Annotated in this window: 1 protein-coding gene; it reads right to left on the bottom strand. The window is 60.1% G+C overall.

The genetic code is table 11. The annotated features are described in order from the left end of the window. On the bottom strand, positions 1-524 hold a 524-nt coding region (locus AC3A5O_RS28770; protein ID WP_487754018.1), incomplete at both ends, for an immunoglobulin-like domain-containing protein.

The raw sequence follows: 524 nt of genomic DNA, 5'->3' as shown, positions 1-524 counted from the left end.
ATCGACTCAGTAACCGTCGTTGGACCTTGGTACACATCGTTGCCAACAGCCACGTCCAACACGCCCGAACTTGCGCCCGCTGCGATAGTAATGGTTTTACCGCTTTCCAACGTCACGGTCACCGGACCGTTTTGTGCGGTGACAGGCTTGCCGTCGGCACCGGTCAGGGTGGCGGTGTAGGTGATCGTGCCGTTTTCGTTCACGGTCGGCGTAGCGGTCAACGTCACGGTGGTGGTGTCGTTGACGTCGCTGACGACGGTGCTGACTGGCGCGGTGTTTGGAGCAATGGCTTCCAAGTTGCCGCCGGATGCATCTTTGATCGACTCAGTAACCGTCGTTGGACCTTGGTACACATCGTTGCCGACGGCTACGTCGAGCACGCCCGAGCTTGCACCCGCGGCGATGGTGATGGTCTTGCCGCTTTCCAACGTGACGGTCACCGGACCGTTCTGCGCAGTGACAGGCTTGCCGTCGGCATCGGTCAGGGTGGCGGTGTAGGTGATGGTGCCGTTTTCATTCACGGT

Source organism: Pseudomonas sp. Soil_N_39 (assembly GCF_057655955.1).
Note: the sequence above shows the minus strand (reverse complement) of the source record. Positions and strands in the feature narration are given on the sequence as shown.